The following is a 21,477-nucleotide window of genomic DNA, read 5'->3' as shown; positions in this document are numbered from 1 at the left end:
GGTGAATGAGGGCGGATCGACGGCCGGAGTAGGGGACTACGCTTCACTCAGCCGAGTTCTGCGCCGATCTCGATCGCGAGTAGCAGGGTAGCGGCAAAGAACGGAGCGGTGCCGAGCGTGAACCCAATCCAGGACCATTGCCTGTGCTGACGTTGGCCTTTCATTCGCTGGATCAGTGCTGATCCAGCGACGAGAAGTGTTACCGGTATGTACAAGAAATGCGCCCAATTCCCGACGTGGAGTCGCTGTGCAAGCGAAGGTGGGGTCGGCGAATCATGCAGGCTTGAGGCACCTATGGTGAGCACGGTCAGGATCCATATGCTGACCATGCTAAGCAGCATCAAGACGACGAGGGACCATGCGGGGACGGCGGGACGCCTGTTTGGGAAGTAGGAGGTGGCCAGGATCCCGAGTAGTCCGAAACCTGCCATCGCAACGGCACCCCATAAAGCTGCGTCACCCAGTGCCGCAGCAAGTCCTTGGGAGCGGGTCTGAATGGCATCTGTGGATAGGTAGGCAAAATGATGCAGGAGGAGCACGTAAGCGGGAATTAGGGCCAAACCAATTAGCGTTCGCGTCCAACTGGTTGACCACCAGGGCGTGCTGCTCCGGGAAAGATCGGTTGTGGTTGGTTGCACCGTCGGAAACCTAACTCTTCTTCTGGAAATCCGCATTATCGTCGCGATAGGCTCTGTGCCACCCTAAACGAACCGTTGGTGGATCCGAACAAGCTCCATCCAAAGGCCCCTCGAATCCAGGTACCGATTAGCATTCGTAAGAATTCACCCTTGATGGAGAAATCCATGTCGTCCAATCCGTCAGGTTACGGACGAGTCCGCTCGTTCATTACCATTCTGTTGGATGCGGCAAGCGTCGCGGTCAGGGATCGGCTAATGGGACGTCTCAAGTGCTGACCTGCCTTCCGCTGTGCGTCGCGCTGAAGGACCCTCAAGCGGGACGGTTTCCCGGGTGATGAGCAGCGCGTGTTCCTTCGCCGGCTGGCAGCACCTAGGGGACCGGCATCCTCGGCGTATATAGCAGTGATCTAGAACCATTACTTTCGAGTGATCGCGGATGCACGCACGGCTGCGTGGGCTCTGATCCAATGCAGAGTTTCTTCGCCGGTGGGCATAACGTAGTGTGCGAGACAGCAATATCAAAGCTGCCGGCCTGGTCAGGAGGAAATCGTGATCAAGCGGGGAAAACGTCGTTTCAAGTGGCTATATGCTGCCATTGCGGCGTCGATTGCAGGCGTGGTGGCGATGTTCTGGCGGGCGGGAACCTGTACTGACTTTGTTGCCGTGGCCGGTGAATGCAGTCCTGGGCCGTCGCCATCCACCATCATCGTCGCGGTACTCCTTTGGGTCCTGGCGGTGTGGCTTCTCTACGTATGGTGGAGCGCCGATCGGCGCGCATGAGGCCGGCCCATGGAGCACGGCCCTCCGTGCCGGTTCCATGCATGCTGGAACCCAAACGACTGTGCTCCTAAACGCCTAGTCTTCGAATGAGCGCTAGAGGATCCCTCTGCGCGTCAACGGGGGCCGCAAAATGGGTGGTATGTGTTATTCGGCCAGGGGCGTCCAGCCTGACGGCAAAGGTCCGCTGAATACTCCCCGCTCAATGTCTGCCTCAGCTGACCAACCTTGTGCTGCTTGCCCCGTGTGAAATGCCCCTTTGGCCACTCGCATGCCGACGTCGGGATGCTTCATCCCCGGCCCTCCGCCCCGCCGTGTGGACGCCCGGACGCTCCATCGCTTATCGGCGAATCCACCTCCGCGGAAAACCCGGTAGTCCCCATAGCGTGCTGGGTCGAGCAGATCCCAGCACCATTCCCAGGCGTTCCCCAGAGTGTCATACAAGCCGAAAAGGTTAGGCTCCTTCGACCCGACAGCCTGAAGTTCTTCCACCTCATCCTCGGCCGTCCACGCGATGTGCGCGAGGGGCCCGTAGTGCGGGCCGGTCGTACCTGCTCGGCAGGCATACTCCCACTCAGCTTCCGTTGGCAGCCGGTACCCGGAGACTTCGGTCTGCCAAGTCACGCCTTCCTTGTTCACTAGGTAAACGGGTGCGAGGCCGTCCCGAACCGACGCAGCGTTGCAAAACATGACCGCATCAAACCAGCTCAGGTCGACCGCGGGCGAACGTGCAATCGATTCGCCAGTTCCCATCCCCTGCGCGTATTCGGCCTTAGTGATAGGAACGACTCCGATCTCGAACGGCTCGAGCTCCACGGACCAGCGGCGTCGGCGTCGCTCGTCGTGCAGCTCAACCTCTCCCGCGGGCAGAATACGCAAATCGAGAGTAGCCATTCCGTCATACTCCCACCACAGCAAGTAGAAATGTCGTGTCGCGGTAGCCGATCCCCTTTTTGGGCACAGAAGTGTGGCCGTTAGCTTCGGATCGTGAACCGGACCTGGATCCGTTTGAGATCAGCGCGTGGAAGTACTGCGGTCACGACGCCGCCGCCAGCGAGGCGGGCTCCGATGCCGTACACGAACGGGTCAGTATCGACCTCTGCACCGGGTACGTCGACTCCGTTGATAACGGTTCTGGCTGGGCTGTTGACCATCCGGCCGGTCACTGCGGGTGCGTGCTGGTCCCAGGGTTTACCGCCGGGCCAGAGCTCCTGCCGATACTGGTTCATCAGGATGTGGTTGACATGGTCAGCCAGGAGGCTCTGAAGTGAAGAGCACTCGGACGGCTCGCGGTGCCAAGTGGTTCGCACGGCCTCCCACAGCTGCGGGTAGCGCATTCGCTCCACTTGTTCGATCAGCCAAGGGGGCCGGGGCCATGGCGGAACTTCTTCGAGCGCCCTTCGGGTCTCCTCGTCGAGGTCCGCGAGGTTAGCCGGGTCTGAGCGATCATCCGGGTTTCGCCAGAGAGTGTAGGTGATGCTCGCTGTCATTTCGCTGTACCCACGGTCATCCAGGGCGTAGTTCAGGCTGACGGAGTCCGTGTCCTCCAGTGACGGCTGGGGCATAAGCCCTAGCACCGGAATGGGCATGCGCGTCAGGTTCTCGACCCATTCAGCGCGGGGGTCGGGGGCGTCTTCGGGGAGAGTGCCAACCCATCTCATGCCTAGACTATGAATCAAACGAGGATGCCTGTAAATGGGAATGAGTTCAGGCCCCAAAAGTCCCGCTGAGGATCCTTGACCGCCACATCCATCGCCTCGCCCACGGCAACCGAAACGGCAGTGGCAGCATGTCCCTGCCGCCGCAGCCCCGGCGCGGTGAGGACGCCCATGTGGGCCAAGCTGGCCCTCCAAATGTCGTATCCGCATCCTGCCAAAGGAAGTTGCGGCGGCTCATCGCCGTCCAACAGAACGAACTTATTTTCCATCTCGCTCAAGCCGACTTCTGCCGCGTCGTCCTGAGAGCATGCGCGCTCCAACGCAAGAGCCTGTCGTCCGCCTCGCAGTGCGACCCAATGGTCAAACACCCTTTACGTACAGTCCGCTTGACAGTACAGTTTCCTTGACAGGTGGGTTCCGAACCGGAGAAAGGCTGACTGATGAGCGTGGAGAATGCCCGGAGCAAATGGGGCCGTGCGCGGTTTGGCGGCAGCACCGCCCAGTTGCTGGCCGCCTCGCTGGCCGTTGCTGTGCTTGTGTCAGCTGCACTGGGCTGGCTCTTTATGCTGCTGCGGAACGGAGACCGCCCGCTGCTGGCCTTCGGTATCATGGCCGTCTTTACGCTGCCTATCGCAGCGGTGCTGGCCTGGGTGGTGCTCGTTGACCGCTCAACTATCGCCGGTGCCATCGAGAAACCCGAAGACTCCGTCGAATCCGCCTGGTATGACAAAGCGGCCAGCGGCGCGTTCACGGACATTCTCCTGGTTGGGGGACTGGGCTGCGCCGCCCTCACGTTCCTGGGAACCGAGGGCACTGCCGGGCTGGTCCTGGGAGGCGTGGTGGCCTTCGCCATGCTGGACTTCGGCGTGCGCTACCTCTGGCAAAAGAAAACCGCTGCCTGATGGAGAACTCGCTGAGCCGCCGTCGTTCAGAGCGCGGCTGGTCCCAGCAGTACCTCGCTGACGAACTGGGAGTCTCACGGCAGACCATCATCTCCATAGAAAAGGGCCGGTACGATCCGTCACTGCCGCTTGCCTTCCGGCTGGCCGCCGTTTTCGACTGCCGGATCGAGGACCTGTTTACCCCCGGACAGGCCGCCGCCGAATGACCTGGCCTACATTGAGAAAGGCGCCTCGATGAACCATCCCATCCTGCCCTCCCGCCTGCCGATTGCCGCTGCACCCATGGCCGGCGGACCAACGACGACGGCGCTGGCCTCCGCCGTTGCCGAAGCTGGCGGGTTTCCATTCCTGGCAGGCGGCTACAAAACGCCGGAAGCCCTCGCCGTGGAGATCAGCATGCTCCGAGCCAGTGGGCATCCCTTCGGCGTGAACCTTTTCGTTCCGGCCCCGGATCCCGTCGACGAAGCTGCCTTCCGCGCCTGTGCCCGGCGGCTGCAGCCCGAAGCAGACCGCTACGGGCTGACCCTCAGCGAGCAGCCAGTGGCCGACGTGGACTTCTGGGAGGAAAAAATCGCGCTCCTTCTCCGCGATCCGGTCCCGGTTGTATCGCTAACCTTCGCCCTGCCGGAGCCGGCGGATATTGCCGCGCTGCAGGCTGCCGGGACCCGCGTCCTTGCCTCGGTAACCTTGCCCGCGGAAGCACGCCAAGCGGAGGCAGCGGGTATGGACGGGCTGGTGGTGCAGGGCCCCGACGCCGGCGGACACAGTGCCACCTTCGACCCGGCGCGCAGGATTGAGCCGGTTAGCACCGAAGACCTGGTCCGCTCAGTCAGCGCCGAGACGGTTCTGCCGATCATTGCCGCGGGCGGCGTCGACGGACCCGCTGCGGTCCGCACACTGCTGGCAGCCGGTGCCGAAGCGGTGGCCGTGGGCACGCTGCTGCTGCGCGCCGACGAAGCCGGCACCTCACCAACGCACCGGACAGCCCTGGCCGACGATACCTTCACCGAAACCGTCCTTACCCGGGCCTTCACGGGCCGTCCGGCACGGGCGCTGCGCAACGGTTTTATCGACCGGCACGAGCCGGATGCGCTGAACGCCTATCCCGCCGTCCACCACCTCACCCGCGCCCTGCGCCAGGCCGCCGGTAAATCCGGCGACGCCGATACCCTCCATCTGTGGGCTGGAACCGGTTGGCGCAGCGCTCCGAGCGGACCTGCGGCCGGCGTCGTCGGCTGGCTGGCCGGCGAACAGCCGGAGCCGTCACAATCCTCCCTGTAGTTTCCGGCCACCCGGGGTTGTTCCCGGGACGCTGACGCGCAGCTTCCCTGTCCGCATTCCCGGAATGGTCTCCGCGGCGAAGGCAACCTAGGCTTAAGAGGACGGCGCGGCGCGCCACGCCGGACGGAACTTTTGAGAGGACCCCCTTGAGCAAGCTGCCCTGCGCCGAACTCCACCTCCACATTGAAGGAACGCTGGAACCGGAACTGATCTTCGAACTGGCTGCCCGCAACGGCATCGAGCTGCCCTACGCGGATCTGGACGAACTCCGAGCCCGCTACGAGTTCACGGACCTGCAGTCCTTCCTGGACCTTTACTACGCCAACATGGACGTGCTGCGGACCGAAGCGGACTTTGCGGACATGACCCGCGCCTACCTGGCCCGCGCCGCGGCAGCCGGCGTCCGGCACGTGGAACTGATGGTGGACCCGCAGGCGCACCTGGCCCGCGGCGTCGCGCTGGAAACCTGTATTGGCGGTGTGGCCTCGGTGCTGGAAATCTCCGAGGCGGAGTACGGCATCTCCACGGCGCTGATCGCAGCCTTCCTCCGCGACCGTCCGGAGGAGGAAGCATCCGGGGTCCTCGCAGAGCTGCTGGCCATGAAGGCCCCGATCATCGGCATCGGCCTGGACTCTGCCGAGCTGGGCAACCCGCCGGAGAACTTTGTGCCGCTCTATGAGCAGGCCCGTGCCGCCGGCCTCAAGCTGGTCGCGCACGCGGGGGAGGAGGGGCCGTCGCACTACATCGAACAGGCCCTGGACCTGCTGCTGGTGGACCGGATTGACCACGGCATCCGCTGCATGGATGACCCGGAGCTGGTCGCCCGGCTGGAACGTGACCAGATCCCGCTGACCATCTGCCCGCTCTCCAACGTCCGGCTCCAGGCCGTCGATTCACTGGAATCCCATCCGCTCCCGCTGCTGCTGGAACAGGGTCTGAACGTCTCGGTGAACTCCGATGATCCTGCCTACTTCGGCGGCTACGTCGATGACAATTTCGCCGTCCTGCGGGAGACCTTCGACCTCAACCCCGCGCAGCTGGCCAGGCTCGCGGAGAACTCCATTACGGCGTCGTTCGCGTCGGATGAGCGCAAAGCGGAGCTGCTCGCGGAAGTGGAAGCCTGGCTGCTGGTGGCGGGAACCGCCTAAGCGGCAGCGTGCTTACGGGCCAGCAGGACCGACAGCAGAGTCAGAAGGACCGCGATCGCCAGCAGGGCTGAAGCGGTCCAGACTAGGGCGCTCTTTTCCGGAATAGAGAGATTCAGGACCAGAGCCAGCGCCAGCAGCAGGAGCTGGGGGACCAGCAGTTTCAGACCCGGAACCTTGGTGAACTTCTGCACGTAAACCCCCATGTCATAGACGTGTTGCTGGCTTCCACGATACAGGGGCAGTCAACGTCCCCGCCGGAACGTCAGCCGCACCACGGCACCGGCAACAACCGCCATCAGCCCCAGCGCGATGTCCAGCAGCGGAAGGGACAGCGCCAGCAGCAGCGCTCCGGCAAGGCCCAGCACATTCAGTGCGCGCGGCGTATACCAGCGCCGCGAGTGCAGCGTGAAGGCGATCGCCGCGGTGCCCCCGGCATAGAGCAGCCCGGTAAATGCCGCGACCCCCAGCAGCGTGGGCGCCGGGAAGGCCAAGATGAGGACAATGACGACGCCGGCTCCGGCCACCATGCCGACCCAGGGCGTTTCCGGACGCCCCCGGAGGACGGACCGCTGGCTGCCGAACAGCCGGGGGAGTTCGCCTTCGGCGGCCATGGACGCAGCGATGCGGGCGCAGCCCGCGTTCAGGGCAGAGAGCGCGCCGAGCCCAGCGGCAGCCGCGGCAATCAGGACGACGCCGGTCCCCACGCCGCCGCTCATGTCAGCCACCGGGACCACCATGGGTGCGGTTTGCCCCGCGAGTCCCGGCGCTCCGAAATAGCTGAGAAGCGATTCACCGAGCACCAGGTACAAGCCCAGGACGACGGCGATAGCTGCCGGCAGCGCCAGCGGAATGTTGCGTCCGGGGGAGCGGACGTGCGGCCCCAGCGAAGCCAGATAGCCGTAGCCAATGAACGCGAAGTACAGCAGCGCCGAGCTTTCCAGCACCCCGGTAAAGCCGGGTTCAGGCAGCGTAGCGAGTTTCGGGATCCCGCCGGGCTGATCCGAGTTGAATGCCACCACGGCAACGAAGGCAAGCACGGCGATCACGAACGCGACAATGAACCGGGACACCCAATCGCTGCGCGTGGCGCCGGCCAGGTTGAGCAGGGCAGTTCCTGTGACCGCGCCTATTGCCACCGCAACGCCATAGTCCGGCAGCAGGTAGGTGCCCAGCATCAGCGCCGCCACCGCAGCTGCCGCCAGCCGGGAGCACAGGAAGATCCATCCGGTGACGAAAGCCGCAGTGGGGCCAAGGATGACCCGCGCCGCCCGGGTGCCGCCGTCGTCGTAATTGGCCTGGCCCTCATCCAGCGCCGCGCTGATCTGGAAAATCGCGACGCCGCACGCATAGGCGACGACGGCGGCGATCGCCAGCGGCAACGCCAGCGGGCCGCCGTCCGCAGCCACGGCCGCGGGGAAGACGACGAAGACTCCGGCGCCCACGATGGATCCGATGCCGGCAGTCGTCGCGTCGAAGCCGCCCAGCGGGCGGTGCATGGCAGCGTTGCCGGACACTCATCCTCCGATCAGTCTGCCCTTGGCCGGGAACAGAAGGTATCACCGGTAAACTCAAAGAAGATCTCTACTCACAATGGGCGGAAACAGGTGGTTTCCGCAACCAATCGAAGTTGAAAGGACTGCTGTGCTGCGCACACATGCCCTTGGTTCCCTGAGGGCCGAGCATATTGGACAGACCGTCACCCTGGCCGGCTGGGTAGCCCGCCGCCGGGACCACGGAGGCGTGGCCTTCCTCGACCTGCGTGATGCCTCCGGTGTCGCCCAGGTTGTTGTCCGTGAAGAGGACGTCTTCCACGGCCTGCGCAACGAGTACGTCCTGCAGATCACCGGCAAGGTCGAGCGCCGCCCCGAAGGCAACGAGAACCCCGCGCTGGCCACCGGCGAGGTGGAGGTCATTGCCGACGACGTCGTCATCCTGAACACCTCCGATCCGCTGCCGTTCCAGATCGACGAGCACGTAGAGGTCGGCGAAGAGGCCCGCCTGCGCCACCGGTACCTCGACCTGCGCCGCCCGGCCCCGGCCGCCGCGATGCGCCTGCGCTCCGAGGCCAACCGCGTAGCCCGCGAACTGCTGCACGGCGAGGGCTTCGTCGAAATCGAAACCCCCACCCTCACACGTTCCACCCCGGAAGGCGCCCGCGACTTCGTGGTGCCTGCCCGCCTGGCACCCGGTTCCTGGTACGCGCTGCCGCAGTCCCCGCAGCTGTTCAAGCAGCTCCTGCAGGTAGGCGGCTTCGAGAAGTACTACCAGATTGCCCGCTGCTACCGCGACGAGGACTTCCGCGCCGACCGCCAGCCGGAGTTCACCCAGCTGGACATCGAAGCGAGCTTCGTCGAAGAGAATGACATCATTGCCCTCGGCGAGCAGATCGTGAAGGCACTCTGGAAGCTGATCGGCGTCGAGATCCAGACCCCGATCGCCCGGATGACCTACGCCGATGCCATGGCCCGCTACGGTTCGGACAAGCCGGACCTGCGCTTCGGCCTGGAACTGACCGAGCTCACCGAGTTCTTCAAGGACACCACCTTCCGCGTCTTCCAGGCACCCTACGTCGGCGCCGTGGTCATGCCCGGCGGTGCCTCGCAGGCCCGCCGCACCCTCGATGCCTGGCAGGAATGGGCCAAGCAGCGCGGTGCCAAGGGCCTGGCCTACGTCCTGGTTCAGGAAGACGGAACCCTCACCGGACCGGTCGCCAAGAACCTCACCGACTTCGAGCGCGAAAACCTGGCAGAGAAGGTCGGCGCCAAGCCCGGCGACTGCATCTTCTTCGCCGCCGGCGACGCGTCCTCGGCGCGGGCCCTGCTTGGCGCTGCCCGTGTTGAAATCGGCCACCGCACCGGCCTCATCGATCCGAAGGACTGGGCTTTCGTCTGGATCGTTGACGCCCCGATGTTCGAGCCCGCCGCCGCGGCCGTTGCCGCCGGTGACGTCGCCGCAGGCGAAGGCGAGTGGACTGCGGTGCACCACGCCTTCACCTCCCCGAAGCCCGAGTTCATGGACACCTTCGACGCGGATCCCGGCTCGGCCCTGGCCTACGCCTACGACATTGTCTGCAACGGCAATGAGATCGGCGGCGGTTCCATCCGTATCCACCAGCGCGATGTGCAGGAACGCGTGTTCAAGGTCATGGGCATCTCCGAGGAGACCGCCCAGGAGCAGTTCGGCTTCCTGCTCGAAGGCTTCAAGTACGGCGCTCCGCCGCACGGCGGCATCGCCTTCGGCTGGGACCGTGTGGTGGCCCTGCTGGCCGGCGCCGACTCGATCCGCGACGTCATCGCCTTCCCGAAGTCCGGCGGCGGCTACGATCCGCTGACCTCCGCTCCGGCGCCGATCAGTGCCCAGCAGCGCAAGGAAGCCGGCGTCGACTTCAAGCCGGAGAAGAAGCAGGACAAGCCGGCCGAGGCTCCCGCTTCCTAGCCCGACCCAGCCTGCATAAGGGCCCGGCCGCCACTTAGGCGGCCGGGCTCTGTGCTTTAAGCGTCTGTGCTTTTTAGGGTTCTGCGGGTAGAGCGCTCATGCCCGCCTGACGGCGCAGGTGCTGCCGCAGGCCCGGGATGGCGAAGTCCACTTTGCCGTGTCCGGTGGACTCGATAAGTCCGGCTGCCAGCAGCCGGGACCGGTAGTTGGCCACCAGGTTGGTTTTCGCGCCAAGGCGGCGGCCGATGTCGCCGGCCAGGGACGGGCCGTCATCCACCGCCATGGCTGAGAGAAATTCCCGGTCCTTGGCCGACGCCGTCGCCAGGGCTGCCTCAATGACGGTGCGCGCGTTGCGCCGGTGGGCTGCGTCTATGGCCCGCTGGACGGCATCCGTTCCGAGGTGGCCGGCCTGCGTCTCCGCCTCCCGCCAGAGGAAGTAGCCCACCAGCTGGATCAGGAACGGATAGCCGCCGGTCGCCTGTGCGGCGCGGCTCACCAGATCGGGGCTGATCTGGAAGCCGGCGCCGGCAAAGGTTGAAGCAAAGGACTCTTCAACCTCCCGCACAGCAGCGGCATGCAGGTCGATCTTGTCGGCCCGGCGCAGGAACGTCGCCACGCCCTCGTTCAGCAGATCCGAAACTGCCGCTGGCAGCCCCGCGAAGACCAGTCCGATCGGCAGCCGGGCCTGGATGAAATGCTGCACGCTGGCGGCAAGCTGCGCGAGCTCGCTTCGGTCAGCGGCGTGGATCTCGTCCACGCTGATGATGAGGCCGGTGCGGTGTTCGTCCAGGAGGGTCAACAGTTCCTCCCCGACACCGCGCCACGCGACCTGCCGTTCGGGCGGCAGCTGGGTCGTAATGCTGAAACCGGCAGCTGCGAGGGCGGTGATGCGGCGGGTCTTGGGCCCGTCCCCCAGTTCCTCGGCCAGGCGGCGCATCGATTCGCCAATGCGGCCGACGAATCCCGGCGTGGCGGTCTCGGAGATGACAGCCCAGCCGCTTTCGCGGGCCAGGTCATGTGCGGCGCCGAGCATGACGGTCTTGCCGATGCCCCGTGCACCGGTAAAGATCGTCAGCAGGCCGGGGGCGCCGGACCCCAAACGGAGTCCGTACTGGAACTCATCCAGCACGCCCTCCCGTCCCAGGATTTGCGGGGGAGTGGCCCCGGCGGAAGGTCGGAACGGGTTTTCCATGCGGACAGACTCCTGTGAGTCGCTGTGTGCTTTGTGAGTTTGCGCGGGCTCGATGAGTCTATATGAGTTCTGTGAGTTTGAGGCTGGTCAGGCGAAGGCAGGGACAGCCAGATTGCGGAACGCCGAACCGTGGAAGACCAGCGGCTCATGGGCGCCGTCGTGAGTGGAATAGCCGTGCACCCGAAGCAGGACGACGGCGTGGTCCCCGGCCGGAACCTCGTTTTCGACCGAGCATTCGAGCCAGAGCGCTGCCTCGTCCAGGAACAGTGCACCGGTCTCTGCTTCGTGCAGGCTCAGGCCTGCAAACCGGTCGCCGTCCCGGGAAGCGATCTGGCGGCAGACGCCGTCGTGCCCCGTGCCCAGGATGGACACTCCGATCCGGCCCGCCGAACGCAGTACCGGCCAGGTGCGGGAGGTGTTCTGCACGGCGAACATCACCAGGGGCGGATCCATGGACACCCCGACAGTAAAGGAGGAGGCCACGATTCCCTGCGGGGCGCCGTCAACTTCGGCGCAGAGTGCTGCGATTCCGGACGGGAAGCGCCCAAAGGCCTGGCGCAGTGCATTTGGCTGGAGATCGGTTTCGAGTGCCATGAAGATTCCTCTGCCTGACGCGCAGCCTGCGGCAAGGAGCCGGATGCGGCGCTGTACTTGCGGCACCGGGAAATCCGCCGGAGCCGCCGAATCGTCACCTGGAGCACCCCGCTACGGCGAGAGGGTTGCCGTCCAGCCGGCCAGGGCCTCTGGCTGGAACTCTTGATTCTGGCTACCAATCTAGGGGCGCGGTATCCCGCGCGCAAACCCGCGCTGTGAGGCGTACACACGCCGCAACAGTTCGTAACGGGCTGTCTTAGGGCGCGCCCGCTATTCCGGCAGCAGCTCCAGGGATGTGTCCGCCGCGGCCGAACCGGGACGGTCCCGGACGCCTATCTTCGCCAGCGCCAACGGTCCCAGCACACCTCCAGCGAGCAGAACTGCAGCGAAGACCAGGCAGGCTGCCAGCCAGGAGCCCCCGGCGTAGAGGAAGCCCGCCAGCAGCGAACCAATGGCCGAGCCGAGCTGGCCCGCGTTGCCTAGGATGCTCATCGCCCGGCCGAGGCGGCGCGGGTTCAGTTCCGCGGCGACCTCCCCGTACATCGGCGGCAGCAGTGCCAGGAAACGCTGGTGAGTACCCAGAGCGCGGCGGCGCGTCCTGGACCGGCCCGGGATCATCTTCCGGCGACGTCGGACGCCTGCGCGGAGCGCAAAGCAGCACGACCAAACGCTTCGGAAGAGAGCAGGCCAGCCATGGAACCTGAGTCACGGTCCGGGAACTCTGCGGCAAGGGCGCGGATGGACACCCAGAAGAGGGCCCCGCCCACACCGCCGAGGATCGCTGCGCCGAAGGCAACGGACAAGGAACCGGCCAGCGCGTAGCCGAGACAGCTCACGGCATAGAGCAGGGCGCCGGACGCCGCGGTGACGGTCCTCGGGCGCTTATCCGCCAGCCAGCCCGCTGCCGGCCCACAACGGAACAAGGAAATCGAGGATCCGCGGACCCGCCAAGCAGCACGGCGGCAGTTCCGGCTGCTTTCCTCCCGGCGGGCGCTCTGTTCATGCGCCGATCCCAGCCAGCAACGGACACGGGAATAGGAACGGTACCGCCCCGGCCAGCCATTACAGTGTCCGCATGAGACAACGCTGGTTCAAACAGGTAGACGTCTTCGGCAACAAGCCGTACCAGGGCAACCCGCTTGCGGTAGTGCTGGACGGGGAGGGCCTCGACGACGAGCAGATGCAGCAGTTTGCCCGCTGGACGAATCTGTCGGAGACGACCTTCGTGCTCCCGGCCATCCAGGACGAGGCTGACTACCGGGTCCGGATCTTCACGCCCGGAGGGGAGATACCGTTCGCCGGGCACCCTACGCTGGGCACCTGCCACGCCTGGACGGAAGCGGGAAACACCCCGATGAAACCGGGCCTCGTGGTCCAGGAATGTGGAATCGGCCTGGTTCCCCTGCGCGTCAATGCCGGCCTCGCTGCGTTCGCGGCGCCCCGCCTGATCCGCACCGGACCCGTGGAAGAGGACATTCTGGCCAGGGTCACAGCCGCCCTGGGCCTGCGGCCGGACCAGGTCAAGGGCCACCAGTGGGTGGACAACGGTCCGGGCTGGCTGGGACTGCTGCTCCCTGACGCCGAAACGGTGCTGTCGCTGACGCCGGACCATGCAGCGATTGGCGGCCTCCGGGTGGGGGTCATAGGCCCGCAGCCCGAATCGGCGGAGACGGACTTCGAGGTACGTGCCTTCGCGCCCGGCCTGGGTGTCTCGGAGGACCCGGTCACGGGCAGCCTCAACGCAGGCCTGGCCCAATGGCTGATCGGCCAGGGCATCGCCGAAGAACGCTACACCGTCACCCAGGGCACAGCCGTCCACCGTTCCGGCCTGGTGCGGGTGTTCACCCGGGAGGGCCGGATCTGGATCGGCGGCGAGTCGGTCACCTGCATCGACGGTTCCGTCACGCTCTGACCCGCGAGAGGCCAGTTACGGCTCGTTTCAGCGCTGAAAAGAGCCGTAAGTGGCCTCTCGGCGGGGCGGTAGCCTTGAAGCGTGAATGACTTGTTCAGCAGCGATGAGGACCAGGACCCCGGGGACGGCGGCGACGCGGCCGGGGAACGGGACGACGACGGGGCCCGGCAGCGCCCGCGCAGCCCCCTGGCGGTACGCATGCGCCCCCGCAGCCTGGATGAGGTGGTGGGCCAGCAGCACCTGCTCACCCCCGGATCACCGCTGCGGACCCTTGCCGAAGCGCCGCAGGGCGGACCTGCGGGCCCGTCCTCGGTCATGCTCTGGGGCCCTCCGGGAACCGGCAAGACCACACTTGCCCACGTGGTCGCCCGCGGCCCGGGCCGCAAATTCGTGGAGCTCTCGGCAATCACCTCCGGCGTGAAGGACGTCCGCCGGGTCATGGATGAGGCCCTGACGTCCAGGGACCTGCACGGCGTCACAACCGTGCTCTTCCTCGACGAGATCCACCGCTTCAACAAGGCACAGCAGGATGCGCTGCTGCCCGGGGTGGAGAACCGCTGGGTGGTCCTGATCGCGGCGACCACGGAGAACCCGTCCTTCTCCGTTGTTTCCCCGCTGCTCTCACGGTCACTGCTCCTGACGCTGAAGCCGCTCACCGAAGAAGACATTGCGGCGCTGCTGGTCCGCGCCGTCAAGGATGAACGCGGCCTCGCCGGCCGGGTGGAACTCAGCGACGAAGCACTCGAGCACCTGGTCCGCCTCGCGGCCGGGGATGCCCGGCGCGGGCTGACCGCGCTGGAAGCCGCAGCCGGCGTCGCCTATTCCGAACGTGATCCGGACGTGGAGGTTCCTGCCGTCCTCCTTGAGCATGCCGAACAGGCCCTGGACGTCGCGGCCCTGCGCTATGACCGCGCGGGGGACCAGCACTACGACGTCACCAGTGCCTTCATCAAGTCGCTGCGGGGCTCCGACGTCGACGCCGCCCTGCACTACCTGGCCAAGATGCTCGAAGCGGGGGAGGACCCGCGGTTCATCTCCCGGCGGCTCATGATCTCGGCTGCCGAAGACGTGGGCATGGCGGACCCGACCGCGCTGCAGACCGCCGTAGCCGCCGCCCAGGCGGTGCAGATGATCGGCATGCCTGAGGGCCGGCTGATCCTTGCCGAGGCGGTGGTGCACATTGCCACGGCGCCGAAGTCCAATGCGTCCTACAAAGCCATCGGCGCCGCGACGGCGGACGTGCGGGCCGGCTATGGCACGGGCGTTCCGCCGCACCTTCGCGACGCCCACTATCCCGGGGCCAAGCAGCTCGGGCATGGCAAGGGCTACATCTATTCGCATGACCAGCCGCACGGCGTGGCCACCCAGCAGTACGCTCCCGACGATCTGGTGGGCAAGGACTACTACCAGCCCACAGCCAACGGTGCGGAGCGGGACATCTCTGCCCGGCTGGAGCGGCTGCGCGGGATCATCCGCGGCAAGTAGGCCGGACGTTTCCGCGGCGTACCGCCGCAGCAGCAGGCTCCGGGTACAGGCGCCTGCGTGCTAGGATTGATGGTTGACTGGCAAGCGCAACGCCGGAACTCCCCACCACGACGCCGGATACCCTCCGGAGCATGGTGGATCTGTGTCCCGGCAGCTGCGTTGCAGCAGAAGGCAGCGGTTGGCCGGAGCTCTCCCTAATGGAGGCCAGTGACTACGTATTAGCCGTGTACGGCGGGGCAACCCGGCGGCACACGGCAAAACCGCCAAACAGTGAAAGGTGAACGTGGCTAACAACACACGTGCACGCCGTCAGGCCCGCGCTTCGCGCGCCCTCGGCATTGCTTTGACCCCCAAGGCAGCAAAGTACTTCGAGCGCCGGCCTTACCCCCCGGGTGAGCACGGCCGCGCCCGCCGCAAGCAGGACAGCGACTACGCAGTCCGCCTGCGCGAAAAGCAGCGCCTGCGCGCACAGTACGGCATCCGCGAAGCACAGATGACCCGTGTCTTCGAGGAAGCCCGCCGCACCGCCGGTCTGACCGGTGAAAACCTGATCGAGCTTCTCGAGATGCGTCTTGACGCCCTCGTGCTGCGTGCCGGCTTCGCCCGGACGATCGCCCAGGCCCGCCAGCTTGTTGTGCACCGCCACATCATGGTTGACGGCGCCCGCGTGGACCGCCCGTCGTTCCGCGTGTCCGAAGGCCAGCTCATCCATGTGCACCAGCGCAGCGAGACCATGACGCCGTTCCAGGTTGCCGCTGCCGGCGCCCACCGCGACGTCCTGCCCGCTGTTCCGGGTTACCTGGATGTCTCCCTGGACAAGCTGCAGGCTCGCCTGGTTCGCCGCCCGAAGCGCTCGGAAATCCCCGTGACCTGCGAAGAGCAGCTCGTGGTGGAATACTACGCACGCTAATTCGACTGCGCTCCCGCCTGCGGGAGCCAAGGCGAAACTGGAACAGCCCGCGGCCTTTGCGCCGCGGGCTGTTTCGTTTCCCGGCCGTGTCCGCGCACCGGCCGGGTGGGGAACGCGCCGCCGCCAAGTAAGTGTCCGGCCCCGTCAATGGGTAAGGTACATAGCGGAAACTCTTCGAAAACAACCCAAGGAGAACCATGTCAGGTGGAGATATAGCCGGTCTGATCGCAGCCGGGGTTTTTGCCGTGCTGGTTGCGCTGCTGGCCGTCCCCATCCTCAAGCTTGGGAAGGTGTTCGACGAGCTTCGCGGATCGATCAAGACCTTGAGCGACGAGACCACCCCGCTGATCGACGAAGTGACGACCACGGTCTCCACCACGAACCTCCAGCTGGCAAAGGTCGACGGGATCTCCTCCAACGTTTCCGACGCCTCAGCCAACATTTCGGCACTGACCTCGCTTGTCGCCGCCACGGTTGGCTCGCCGCTGATCAAGGTCTCCGCCTTCACCTACGGCGTGCGGACAGCACTGACTTCCCGCCGGCCCGCAGGCCGCGGCCGCCGCAGCCGCTAGTCCCACAGACATGCAGTCCATAACAGGAGCAGACCATGATTAAGCGCGTCTTTTGGATGTCGATCGGCATCACCATTGGCGTTATTGCCGTCCGCCGAGTCTCCGAAGCGAAGGCCACCCTTGGGCCTGCCGGACTCAACCGCGCCGTCGGCACTGCTGCCGACGCCCTGCACGATTTCACCGATGCCTTCCGCGACGCCATGACCCAGCGCGAGGGCGAGCTCCGCTCCGCCCTGGGCCTGGACACCGCGGACACGGTCGCCGACACGATGTCCTCGGCCCGCCGCTGACTTTCTCTCACCGCGCAGCTGCCCTGCGCGGAATGATTTACCAGAAGGGTAAGAAACACCATGAAGTCCCACGAGATCGCACGCCGCTGGCTGGATTTCTTCAGCAGGAAGGGCCACACGGTCGTTCCCTCCGCGTCGCTCGTCACCAACGACCCGTCGCTGCTGTTCACCGTTGCGGGCATGGTGCCCTTCATTCCGTACCTGACGGCACGGGAAACCCCGCCGTACAACCGCGCAACCAGCGTGCAGAAGTGCATCCGGACCGCTGACATTGAAGAGGTCGGCAAGACTGCCCGCCACGGTACCTTCTTCCAGATGGCCGGCAACTTCTCCTTCGGCGACTACTTCAAGGAAGACGCCATCACCTTCGCCTGGGAGCTGCTGACCAGCCCGGTGGCAGAGGGCGGCTACGGCCTGGACCCCGAACGCCTCTGGGTCACCGTGTACGAAGACGGCGACGAGCGCGACGATGAAGCGCGTGCGATCTGGCGCGACAAGGTCGGTGTGCCCAACGAGCGCATCATCGGCACCGGCAAGGCTGACAACTACTGGAACACCGGCCAGGCAGGCCCCGGCGGACCCTGCTCCGAGATCTACTATGACCGCGGCCCGGCGTACGGCCTCGAAGGCGGCCCCGCGGTCGACGAAACGCGCTACATCGAGATCTGGAACCTGGTCTTCATGCAGTACCAGCTCTCCGCCGTCCGGTCCAAGACCGACTTCGATGTGGCCGGGGAACTGCCGCAGAAGAACATCGACACGGGCCTCGGCCTGGAACGCCTGGCCATGATCCTGCAGGGTGTCGAGAACATGTACGAGACCGATCAGGTCCGTCCCGTGCTGGACAAGGCCGCCGAGCTCTCGGGCAAGACCTACACGTCAGCCGAAGACCCCGCAGATCCGCACCACTCCGACGACGTGAAGATGCGCGTTGTCGCCGACCACGTCCGTTCGGCGCTGATGCTGATCTCCGACGGCGTCACGCCCTCGAACGAAGGCCGGGGCTACGTTCTCCGCCGCCTGATCCGCCGTGCCGTCCGGGCCATGCGCCTGCTGGGCGTCGAAACCGCCGTGCTGCCGGAGCTGCTGCCTGTCTCCCGCGACGCCATGAAGGGCACCTACCCGGAGGTCGAGACCGACTTCGCGCGGATCTCCCGCATTGCCTACGCCGAGGAAAAGGCGTTCCTGCGCACCATCGCTTCGGGCACCGAGCGCCTTGATGCCGCTGTCCAGGAGTCCAAGGCCGCCGGCCGTCCGCTGTCCGGCGCCGATGCCTTCGCCCTGCACGACACCTACGGCTTCCCGATCGACCTCACCCTGGAAATGGCCGAGGAAGCCGGCCTGAAGGTGGACGAGGCCGGATTCCGGTCCCTCATGCAGGAACAGCGCCAGCGTGCCCAGGCTGATGCCCGCGGCAAGAAGCACGGGCACTCGGACGTCTCTGTCTTCAACGAGCTGCTGAAGTCCGGCCAGACGGTCTTCACCGGTTACAACGAGCTCACCACCGAATCCGCCGTGCGCGGAATCGTCTCCAACGGCGAGTCCGTTTCCCATGCCGGTCCGGGAACTGAGATCCAGCTGGTCCTGAATGAAACACCGTTCTACGCCGAGGCCGGCGGCCAGGCCGCCGACGTCGGACTCATCACGGGTGACGGCTTCGTCCTGGAAGTGTCCGACGTCCAGCGTCCGGTCAAGGGCCTGACCGTCCACAAGGCAGTCGTCCGGGAGGGTGAGGTCTCCGCCGGCGCCCTGGCACTGGCAGCTGTCGACGCCGAGCAGCGCCACGCCGCTGAGCAGGCGCACTCCGGTACGCACATCGTGCACGCCGCACTGCACCAGATCCTCGGCCCGGAAGCACTGCAGCGCGGCTCCTTCAACAAGGCCGGCTACCTGCGTTTCGACTTCTCCTGGGGCGAAGGCCTGTCCGAGGCCGCCAAGTCGGAAATTGAAGAGGTTTCCAACCTGGCCATCCGCAACAACCACAAGGTCGAGACCAAGATCATGTCCCTAGCCGAGGCCAAGGCACTGGGCGCCATGGCGCTCTTCGGTGAAGCCTACGGCGACGAGGTCCGGGTCGTGGAGATCGACGGCGACTGGTCGCGTGAGCTTTGCGGCGGCACCCACGTGGACTCCACCTCCCGGATTGGAAGCCTGACCCTGCTGGGTGAGCAGTCCGTGGGATCCGGCAACCGCCGCGTGGAAGCTTTCGTGGGAATGGACGCCTTCCGCCACCTCGCCGCCGAGCGGGCACTGGTGAATGAGCTCTCCGACCTGCTCAAGGTCCCCTCGGTCCAGCTGCCCGAACGCGTGTCCGCCACGCTGGCGAAGCTGAAGCAGGTCGAGAAGGAACTCGAGCGCCTGCGCCGCGAGCAGCTCGCTGCGTCTGCCGCAGCACTGGTGAACACCGCCGTCGATATTGACGGAGTCCGCCTGCTGGCGCACGACGCCGGAACGGTCTCCGGAGCGGACGACCTCCGCACCCTCGCACTGGACCTGCGCAGCAGGCTTGGCAGCGAGTCGGCAGTGGTCGCGGCCGCAGGTGCAGCCAACGGCCGCCCGGTCGTCATTGTCGCCACCAACGAGGCAGCACGCGCTGCCGGCGTCAAGGCCGGCGTCCTGGTCAAGACTGCTGCCGGCGTTCTCGGCGGCGGCGGCGGCGGCAAGGACGACGTCGCCCAGGGCGGCGGAACCGACGCTTCGAAGGTGTCCGAAGCACTGACTGCCATCCGCGCAGCGGTGGCGAACCGGAGCTAGCGGAAAACCGTGTCAGCGTATCCGCGCGGAAGAAAGCTCGGCGTTGATGTTGGCCTGGCGCGCGTCGGGGTCGCTTCGTGCGATCCCGACGGCGTCCTGGCCACTCCGGTACGCACGTTGAAACGTGATGCCAAGAAGAACAGCGACGTCAGGGTGCTTGTCCGTGAGGCAGCCGAGCAGGAGGCCGTGCAGGTTTTCGTCGGACTTCCGCAGAGCATGCGGGGGACCGAAACCGCATCGACGCAGATGGCCCGGGAGTATGCGAAGGTCCTGGCTGAAGCACTCGGGCGTGCCGGCCTGGACGTCCCGGTCCGGCTGATCGACGAGCGGCTGAGCACAGTCAGCGCACACCGGTCCCTGAGAGAAGCTGGCTTGGAGACAAGGAATCACCGTAGAGTGGTAGACCAAGTGGCCGCTGTTGGGATATTGCAGCAGGCCATTGACATGCAGCGTTCCCTAGGACGCGATGTGGGGGTGCCCGTCATCACTGGCCGGAGTGAGCAGCTTGATGCTCCGGCCCCGAACGAGGAGCAAACAATTTCCGAGGACATCCGCCCCGAAAGCGACTCTGCGTCGTGAGTCACAGCTACCCCGGGCACCGTGCCTCCGGGCACGAATCGGAACCTGATCCGCGCGCCGGCACACAGGGCGACGGCTATGTTGCCGACGGCCAGGACTACGGCACTGCGGACGGATACCACCAGGACGCCCACCAGAGTGATGCACGCTGGGAAGACGGCGGACAAGACTACGGGAATCACCCGGAGGACCAGCACGATCCCGGCTACGAGCCCGCGCCGGTCCAGCACTTCTTTGCCGAAGAGCCTGCCAGCCGCCGAAGCCGCCGTCCTTCGCGAGACAAACAGCGCCGGCGGCGGCGCCGCACACTGGTCATGGCGGTTGTGCTCGCTGTCTTCGCCGGTGTGGTGTTCGGCCTGACCGTGTTCCTGCGCGACCTGCTGGGGATGAACGAAACCAAGGACTACCCGGGCCCAGGCGAAGGAACGGTTTCCTTCGTGGTCCATCCGGGCGACGGCCCCCTGATTATTGGCAACAACCTGGTCAGCGAGGACATCGTGGCCTCGAGTGAAAAGTTTGTCGAGGCCTTCCAGCAGGGATCGGACGGGCGCGAGATCCAGCCCGGTACGTACGAGATGCGCTACCAGATGTCCTCCTCCGGAGCAGTCACGGCCCTGCTTGGAGACGGCGGCACCGCTGTCCATTACGCGGCGATCGACCGGGATCTGCGGTTGAACGAAACCTTCGACAGACTGGCCGAATCCACCGGCATCCCGCTGGCGGAGTTCGAGGCACTTGCCGCGTCCCCGCAGGACTTCGGACTTCCCGCCGAGGCCGTGAGCCTGGAAGGCTACCTTTTCCCGGGGGAGTACCGCTTCCCGGTCGACATGACCGCCGCGGAGATCATCGAGGAGATGGTGGCCAACGCATTCACTGCGCTGGAAGAATCGGGCGTCACGGATCCTGCCGAGCAGTACGACGTGCTCACCAAGGCCAGCATCATCCAGGCCGAAGCCGGCGAAGCGGATTACGCCACGGTGGCCGGAGCCATCGAGAACCGGCTGCGCGGCGACAACACGGAAACCAACGGCCTGATCCAGTCCGATGCCACAGTGACTTACGGCCTGAACCGGAAGAGCTACAACCTCACGCCGGATGAGAAGGCAGACACTTCCAATCCGTACAACACCTACGCGAACCCCGGGCTGCCGGTCGGACCCATCGGCTCACCGAGCGTCGAGGCCATTGACGCGGCGGCCAATCCGGCGGACGTGCCCTACTTCTACTGGGTGACGGTCAACCTGGACTCCGGCGAGACGAAGTTCTCCTCCACCCTCGCCGAACACGCCAAGTACGTTGCCGAGTACCAGGAATGGTGCGGCACCCAGAAAGCCGGAAGGTGCGAGTAAA

At 65.7% G+C, this 21,477-nt stretch carries 23 protein-coding genes and 1 riboswitch; of the genes, 14 read left to right on the top strand and 9 right to left on the bottom strand.

What is annotated here, in order from left to right:
• The first annotated feature begins 1,187 nt into the window (after positions 1-1,187).
• Positions 1,188-1,418 (top strand): hypothetical protein, encoded by a 231-nt coding sequence (locus LOC59_RS08185; protein WP_227895704.1) that lies wholly within the window; start codon positions 1,188-1,190, stop codon positions 1,416-1,418.
• 144 nt (positions 1,419-1,562) lie between these two features.
• Here LOC59_RS08185 and LOC59_RS08180 read toward each other — a convergent pair whose 3' ends face one another.
• From LOC59_RS08180 to LOC59_RS08170, 3 genes are all read right to left on the bottom strand, one after another.
• Positions 1,563-2,309, bottom strand: a complete 747-nt coding sequence (locus tag LOC59_RS08180; protein WP_227895705.1) for a formylglycine-generating enzyme family protein — start codon at positions 2,307-2,309, stop codon at positions 1,563-1,565.
• Between the two features lie 80 nt (positions 2,310-2,389).
• Positions 2,390-3,076: a hypothetical protein gene (locus tag LOC59_RS08175; protein WP_227895706.1), complete on the bottom strand. Its 687-nt coding sequence runs from the start codon at positions 3,074-3,076 to the stop codon at positions 2,390-2,392.
• Positions 3,077-3,090: 14 nt separating this feature from the next.
• A complete protein-coding gene (locus LOC59_RS08170; RefSeq protein ID WP_229971402.1) occupies positions 3,091-3,351 on the bottom strand; it encodes a hypothetical protein in 261 nt (86 codons plus the stop codon).
• A gap of 162 nt (positions 3,352-3,513) precedes the next feature.
• Between LOC59_RS08170 and LOC59_RS08165 the strand changes: the two genes are divergently transcribed.
• From LOC59_RS08165 to LOC59_RS08150, 4 genes are all read left to right on the top strand, one after another.
• The gene (locus LOC59_RS08165; protein ID WP_227895707.1) at positions 3,514-3,975 is read left to right on the top strand and encodes a hypothetical protein; all 462 of its coding nucleotides are present in this window, start codon (positions 3,514-3,516) and stop codon (positions 3,973-3,975) included.
• Complete coding sequence (locus LOC59_RS08160; protein ID WP_227895708.1) at positions 3,975-4,181, top strand: helix-turn-helix transcriptional regulator; 207 nt, start codon at positions 3,975-3,977, stop codon at positions 4,179-4,181. Before LOC59_RS08165 ends, LOC59_RS08160 begins: the two co-directional genes overlap by 1 nt.
• A 28-nt stretch (positions 4,182-4,209) precedes the next feature.
• The gene (locus tag LOC59_RS08155; RefSeq protein WP_227916680.1) at positions 4,210-5,256 is read left to right on the top strand and encodes a nitronate monooxygenase; all 1,047 of its coding nucleotides are present in this window, start codon (positions 4,210-4,212) and stop codon (positions 5,254-5,256) included.
• 146 nt (positions 5,257-5,402) lie between these two features.
• The gene (locus LOC59_RS08150) at positions 5,403-6,404 is read left to right on the top strand and encodes an adenosine deaminase (RefSeq protein ID WP_227895710.1); all 1,002 of its coding nucleotides are present in this window, start codon (positions 5,403-5,405) and stop codon (positions 6,402-6,404) included.
• On the opposite strand, the gene LOC59_RS08145 is transcribed toward LOC59_RS08150, so the two are convergent.
• Together LOC59_RS08145 and LOC59_RS08140 are read right to left on the bottom strand one after the other, a co-directional pair.
• A complete protein-coding gene (locus tag LOC59_RS08145) occupies positions 6,401-6,595 on the bottom strand; it encodes a hypothetical protein (RefSeq protein WP_227895711.1) in 195 nt (64 codons plus the stop codon). The two genes, LOC59_RS08150 and LOC59_RS08145, sit on opposite strands and share 4 nt — an antisense overlap.
• Before the next feature lie 51 nt (positions 6,596-6,646).
• Complete coding sequence (locus LOC59_RS08140) at positions 6,647-7,918, bottom strand: APC family permease (RefSeq protein WP_227916681.1); 1,272 nt, start codon at positions 7,916-7,918, stop codon at positions 6,647-6,649.
• Positions 7,919-8,045: 127 nt separating this feature from the next.
• Between LOC59_RS08140 and aspS the strand changes: the two genes are divergently transcribed.
• A complete protein-coding gene (gene aspS, locus LOC59_RS08135) occupies positions 8,046-9,839 on the top strand; it encodes an aspartate--tRNA ligase (protein ID WP_227916682.1) in 1,794 nt (597 codons plus the stop codon).
• Between the two features lie 73 nt (positions 9,840-9,912).
• Here aspS and LOC59_RS08130 read toward each other — a convergent pair whose 3' ends face one another.
• From LOC59_RS08130 to LOC59_RS08115, 4 genes are all read right to left on the bottom strand, one after another.
• On the bottom strand, positions 9,913-11,031 hold the full coding sequence (locus tag LOC59_RS08130) for an ATP-binding protein (protein ID WP_227916683.1): 1,119 nt from the start codon (positions 11,029-11,031) through the stop codon (positions 9,913-9,915).
• A gap of 87 nt (positions 11,032-11,118) precedes the next feature.
• Positions 11,119-11,625 (bottom strand): flavin reductase family protein, encoded by a 507-nt coding sequence (locus tag LOC59_RS08125; RefSeq protein ID WP_229971400.1) that lies wholly within the window; start codon positions 11,623-11,625, stop codon positions 11,119-11,121.
• Between the two features lie 48 nt (positions 11,626-11,673).
• Positions 11,674-11,793, bottom strand: a riboswitch (SAM riboswitch).
• Between the two features lie 102 nt (positions 11,794-11,895).
• Positions 11,896-12,243, bottom strand: a complete 348-nt coding sequence (locus LOC59_RS08120; protein WP_442860574.1) for an MFS transporter — start codon at positions 12,241-12,243, stop codon at positions 11,896-11,898.
• Positions 12,240-12,548 (bottom strand): hypothetical protein, encoded by a 309-nt coding sequence (locus LOC59_RS08115; protein WP_227916685.1) that lies wholly within the window; start codon positions 12,546-12,548, stop codon positions 12,240-12,242. The genes LOC59_RS08120 and LOC59_RS08115 overlap by 4 nt, the downstream gene beginning before the upstream one ends.
• A 152-nt stretch (positions 12,549-12,700) precedes the next feature.
• On the opposite strand from LOC59_RS08115, the gene LOC59_RS08110 reads away from it, so the two are divergent.
• The 8 genes from LOC59_RS08110 to mltG all read left to right on the top strand — a co-directional run bounded on the left by LOC59_RS08110 (position 12,701) and on the right by mltG (position 21,476).
• Positions 12,701-13,537, top strand: coding sequence for a PhzF family phenazine biosynthesis protein (locus tag LOC59_RS08110; RefSeq protein WP_227895718.1), 837 nt, complete (start codon positions 12,701-12,703; stop codon positions 13,535-13,537).
• Positions 13,538-13,618: 81 nt separating this feature from the next.
• On the top strand, positions 13,619-15,022 hold the full coding sequence (locus tag LOC59_RS08105; protein WP_229971396.1) for a replication-associated recombination protein A: 1,404 nt from the start codon (positions 13,619-13,621) through the stop codon (positions 15,020-15,022).
• 283 nt (positions 15,023-15,305) lie between these two features.
• Complete coding sequence (gene rpsD / locus LOC59_RS08100; RefSeq protein WP_152227785.1) at positions 15,306-15,932, top strand: 30S ribosomal protein S4; 627 nt, start codon at positions 15,306-15,308, stop codon at positions 15,930-15,932.
• Positions 15,933-16,129: 197 nt separating this feature from the next.
• Positions 16,130-16,504, top strand: coding sequence for a DUF948 domain-containing protein (locus LOC59_RS08095; protein ID WP_227895720.1), 375 nt, complete (start codon positions 16,130-16,132; stop codon positions 16,502-16,504).
• 35 nt (positions 16,505-16,539) lie between these two features.
• Positions 16,540-16,794, top strand: a complete 255-nt coding sequence (locus LOC59_RS08090) for a hypothetical protein (RefSeq protein WP_227895721.1) — start codon at positions 16,540-16,542, stop codon at positions 16,792-16,794.
• Positions 16,795-16,854: 60 nt separating this feature from the next.
• Complete coding sequence (alaS, locus tag LOC59_RS08085) at positions 16,855-19,548, top strand: alanine--tRNA ligase (protein WP_229971395.1); 2,694 nt, start codon at positions 16,855-16,857, stop codon at positions 19,546-19,548.
• Positions 19,549-19,557: 9 nt separating this feature from the next.
• Positions 19,558-20,127 (top strand): Holliday junction resolvase RuvX, encoded by a 570-nt coding sequence (gene ruvX / locus LOC59_RS08080; protein ID WP_227895723.1) that lies wholly within the window; start codon positions 19,558-19,560, stop codon positions 20,125-20,127.
• Positions 20,124-21,476 (top strand): endolytic transglycosylase MltG, encoded by a 1,353-nt coding sequence (gene mltG, locus LOC59_RS08075; RefSeq protein WP_229971393.1) that lies wholly within the window; start codon positions 20,124-20,126, stop codon positions 21,474-21,476. Before ruvX ends, mltG begins: the two co-directional genes overlap by 4 nt.
• Position 21,477 lies beyond the last annotated feature (1 nt).

The organism is Arthrobacter sp. zg-Y916, from assembly GCF_020907385.1.
In the GTDB taxonomy this organism is placed as follows: Bacteria; Actinomycetota; Actinomycetes; order Actinomycetales; family Micrococcaceae; genus Arthrobacter_B; species Arthrobacter_B caoxuetaonis.
This window is presented reverse-complemented; position numbering and strand designations above follow the sequence as displayed.